Annotated in this window: 3 protein-coding genes and 2 pseudogenes; 3 read left to right on the top strand and 2 right to left on the bottom strand. The window is 70.3% G+C overall.

Translation table 11 applies throughout. The features are described 5' to 3' along the window. Positions 1 to 47 precede the first annotated feature (47 nt). On the bottom strand, positions 48 to 275 hold the full coding sequence (locus WA944_RS00805) for a hypothetical protein (protein WP_526372653.1): 228 nt from the start codon (positions 273 to 275) through the stop codon (positions 48 to 50). A 77-nt stretch (positions 276 to 352) separates the two neighbouring features. On the opposite strand from WA944_RS00805, the gene WA944_RS00800 reads away from it, so the two are divergent. The 3 genes and pseudogenes from WA944_RS00800 to WA944_RS00790 all read left to right on the top strand — a co-directional run bounded on the left by WA944_RS00800 (position 353) and on the right by WA944_RS00790 (position 2709). Then, a complete protein-coding gene (locus WA944_RS00800; protein ID WP_526611735.1) occupies positions 353 to 715 on the top strand; it encodes a Tex-like N-terminal domain-containing protein in 363 nt (120 codons plus the stop codon). After that, positions 604 to 2047: pseudogene (locus WA944_RS00795) on the top strand (helix-hairpin-helix domain-containing protein); the annotation flags it as partial. The gene WA944_RS00800 and the pseudogene WA944_RS00795, both read left to right, overlap by 112 nt. Continuing rightward, positions 2044 to 2709, top strand: a complete 666-nt coding sequence (locus tag WA944_RS00790; protein WP_526646096.1) for a sensor domain-containing protein — start codon at positions 2044 to 2046, stop codon at positions 2707 to 2709. The pseudogene WA944_RS00795 and the gene WA944_RS00790, both read left to right, overlap by 4 nt. Here the strand turns inward: WA944_RS00790 and eutC are convergent. Then, positions 2629 to 3461: pseudogene (gene eutC / locus WA944_RS00785) on the bottom strand (ethanolamine ammonia-lyase subunit EutC). The gene WA944_RS00790 and the pseudogene eutC overlap by 81 nt on opposite strands. Positions 3462 to 3484 lie beyond the last annotated feature (23 nt).

Genomic DNA, 3484 nt, shown 5'->3' with positions numbered 1-3484 from the left:
GGCACCGCCAGACCGGTAGGTCGGCGGTGCCGGCTCCGGGCGCGGGTTCAGCCGATCCGCTTGCTCAGTAGTGCCTTCGCCTGCTCGGCGCCCTTGCGGCTGTCGGCTTGAGCCTTCTGGAAGAGCTCGACCACCTCGTTGTCGCCGTCGCGCTGGGCGTCCTCGATGTACGTCTCGAGTCGCAGTGCGTTGTCGAGGCACTTCTCGGTGAACCAGATGAGGTTGTAGTTCTTGTCTTTGGTTCCGGTGACCTGTCCTGCTTCGCTGGTCGTCATAGCGATGTTTCCTTTCCATCGTCGAGTCGGTCTCGGGACACAATGGCGATACCCGGGCCAAAGGTGGCAAAACACGCGTGCCCCGGGTGTCGCAGCCGTTCGGTAGGGTCCAGCCCGTGAATCCGAGTGTCACCGAGAAGTCCGGTCCCGCCCTGAAATCCGTGACCGTCCGTCTGGCTGCGGAACTGGCAGTGGGGGAGCGGCAGGTGGATGCGGCGGTGCGGCTGCTGGATGAGGGGTCGACGGTCCCGTTCATCGCCCGCTACCGCAAGGAGGTGACCGGCAGCCTCGACGACGGTCAGTTGCGCACGCTCGAGGAACGCCTCGGAAGGAGGACGCCGTCGCGGTGTTCGCCAGAAACCTCAAGGACCTGCTGCTCGCCGCCCCGGCGGGCAACCGCTCCACGTTGGGCCTGGATCCCGGATTCCGGACCGGCGTGAAGGTCGCCGTCGTCGACGGAACCGGCAAGGTGGTCGACACCTGTGCGATCCACCCCCATCCACCGCAGAAGCAGTGGGCGCAGGCGAAGGCCACGCTGGCCGCGCTCGTCGTCCGCCACGGCGTCGAGCTGATCGCGGTCGGAAACGGCACCGCATCGCGGGAGACCGACGCGCTGGCCGACGAGCTCATCGCTGACATCCGCGCCGCCGGGGCGGCGGCACCCGTCAAGGCGATGGTCAGCGAAGCCGGAGCGTCGGTGTACTCGGCCTCGGCCTACGCTGCCCACGAACTACCCGATCTCGACGTCACGCTGCGCGGGGCGGTGTCGATCGCACGGCGGCTGCAGGACCCGCTGGCCGAGTTGGTCAAGATCGAGCCGAAGTCGATCGGGGTCGGGCAGTACCAGCACGACGTGACGCCCGGGATCCTGGCCCGCAGCCTGGGAGCCGTGGTCGAGGATGCGGTCAACGCGGTGGGAGTGGACCTCAACACAGCGTCGGTGCCGCTGCTGGCCAGGGTGTCGGGCATCACCGAGTCGCAGGCCGAGGCCATCGTCGCCCAACGCGACCAGACCGGCCGGTTCCGCGATCGCAGCGCGTTGCTGAAGGCGCCCCGGCTAGGGCCCCAAGGCATTCGAGCAGTGCGCCGGCTTCCTGCGGATCCGCGACGGGGACGATCCGCTGGACGCCTCGGGTGTGCATCCCGAGGCCTACCCGGTGGTCCGGCGCATCCTGGACCGTTCCGGGATCACCCTGGCCGAGATCATCGGCGACGCCCGCGCATTGCGCGCACTGCGGCCGGCCGAGTTCGCCGACGACCGCTTCGGCATCCCGACGGTGACCGACATACTGGCCGAACTCGAGAAACCGGGTCGTGATCCGCGCCCGGCGTTCACCACGGCGACGTTCGCGGCCGGGGTCGAGAAGATCGCGGATCTCGAGGTGGGCATGACGCTGGAGGGTGTGGTCACCAACGTTGCGGCATTCGGGGCGTTCGTCGACGTCGGCGTCCACCAGGACGGCCTGGTGCATGTGTCGGCGATGGCCGGCCGCTTCGTCTCCGATCCGCACGAAGTGGTGCGGTCCGGCCAGGTGGTGAAGGTCAAGGTGCTCGACGTCGATGTCGAGCGGCAGCGGATCGGGCTGACCCTGCGCCTGAACGACACCCCGCCGCGTGGTGCCGGCGGCGCAAGGTCCGAGCGCGCGCCCGCGCCTCGTCGCGAGACCAAGGCGACAAAACCGAAGCGCGCCAACAAGTCTGACCGCAGTTCGGCGGGTCCTGCCGGGGGTGCGATGGCCCAGGCGCTGCGGGACGCGGGTTTCGCGCGGTGAACCCGTCGGCGCTGCGCTCACCGGTCACGGCCATAGCCGTGATCGGGGTGCTCGTCGCGGTCGGCGGTTGCACCCGAAGCGTGCAGGAGGCGACGCCCCGGCCGCCCCCGGTGGCCGCCCCCATCTCGGAGTTGCAGGTCGCCGACCTGCTCAGTCCGCAGGTCGCGGGTGAGGACGGGAATCTGTTCGTCACCGCCGAGCCCGAACGGTGCAGCGGACTGGCGCAGGAGGTGGACCCGCCGTTTCTCGACTCGCATCGTCCCCTCGCCACCGACGGTGGCCATTGGACCACCGACGACGCGTCGGTGTTCGTCGAGGAGATGGTCGCCGTCTACCGGTTCGACTCCGACCCGGCCGCTGCGCTCGACGAGGTGCGTCAGACCGTCGAGGACTGCCGTGACACACCGCTGACCGTGACGACGATGACGATGCAGGGGCGCACGTACGTGTTCGAGGTGCGCGCCGCCGCGGCCGACAGCCCGCAGAGCAGCGTGCTCTGGTCACTGCGGGCCGCCGACTGGAACTGTGACAACACTTTCGTCGCGGCACACAATGCGGCGGTCGAGATCACCACGTGCGGCTCAGTCGGCGGGTTCGACGTCGCCGGCCTCGCCGTCGAGGCGCTGGAGCGGATCAACGCGCTGGCCAACACCACTGCCTAGTTCCGCGCGGGAGGTGTCTTTGAGGTCGACGCCGGATCGATCCAGCCGGCGGGCCCCGGTCACCAGGGCGGCCGCGGTGCGCGCCGCGCGCTGGTACCCGAGACCGTCGGGCGGGTGATGTTGGAGATGCAGTTGCGGTCGGCGTCGGTGCGGCCGGGCCGGGGGAGATGCGTCAGATAGATGCCGAGACTGTCGGCGACCGACAACCCCGGCCGTTCTCCGATGATCATGATGAGCGTGCCGACACCCAGCGCGGCACCGATATGGTCGCCGAGCGCCACCCGGGTCTGGGTGGCGATCACCGGCGGTGCCAGCCGATAGTGGCCGTCGAACTCGGCCGCCAACGCTGCCAGCAGCCCGACCCCGTGGTCGGCCAGCGCCCGTGGCGACAACCCGTCGCCCAGCACGACGCCGACGTCGGCTCCCTGCCCCGGTGCCGGGGTCGGCAGACCTGTCAGGTCTGCCGGGGTGCGGCCCAGGTCGGGCCGCCGCAGGTACTCGCTGCGGTTCTCCGCCCGGCTGCGGACGTGCAGCGGGGTCCCGAGGCCCAGTGCCGCGACAGCGGCGCTGAACTCGTCGGTGTCCAGCGGGATGTGCACGGCGTCACGGGCGGCCGAGTGCGCGGCCTTGAACTCGAGCACCCGGTGCGACGGCAGCGCGTTTCCGGCACGCCCCAGCCCGATGCGGGCCTGGGTGGTGCGGCGCAGGGGAGCCCACACATCCTCGGCGGGCGAACGGTCCCGGCCGGTCACGGCCCGGCCGCCAACCCCAGCAA

Source organism: Mycobacterium sp. (genome assembly GCF_049683355.1).
In the GTDB taxonomy this organism is placed as follows: Bacteria; Actinomycetota; Actinomycetes; order Mycobacteriales; family Mycobacteriaceae; genus Mycobacterium.
Note: the sequence above shows the minus strand (reverse complement) of the source record. Positions and strands in the feature narration are given on the sequence as shown.

Excerpts from the sequence above, each read along its gene's own strand:
- WA944_RS00805 (WP_526372653.1), bottom strand. The coding sequence starts at position 275 with ATGACGACCAGCGAAGCAGGACAGGTCACCGGAACCAAAGACAAGAAC.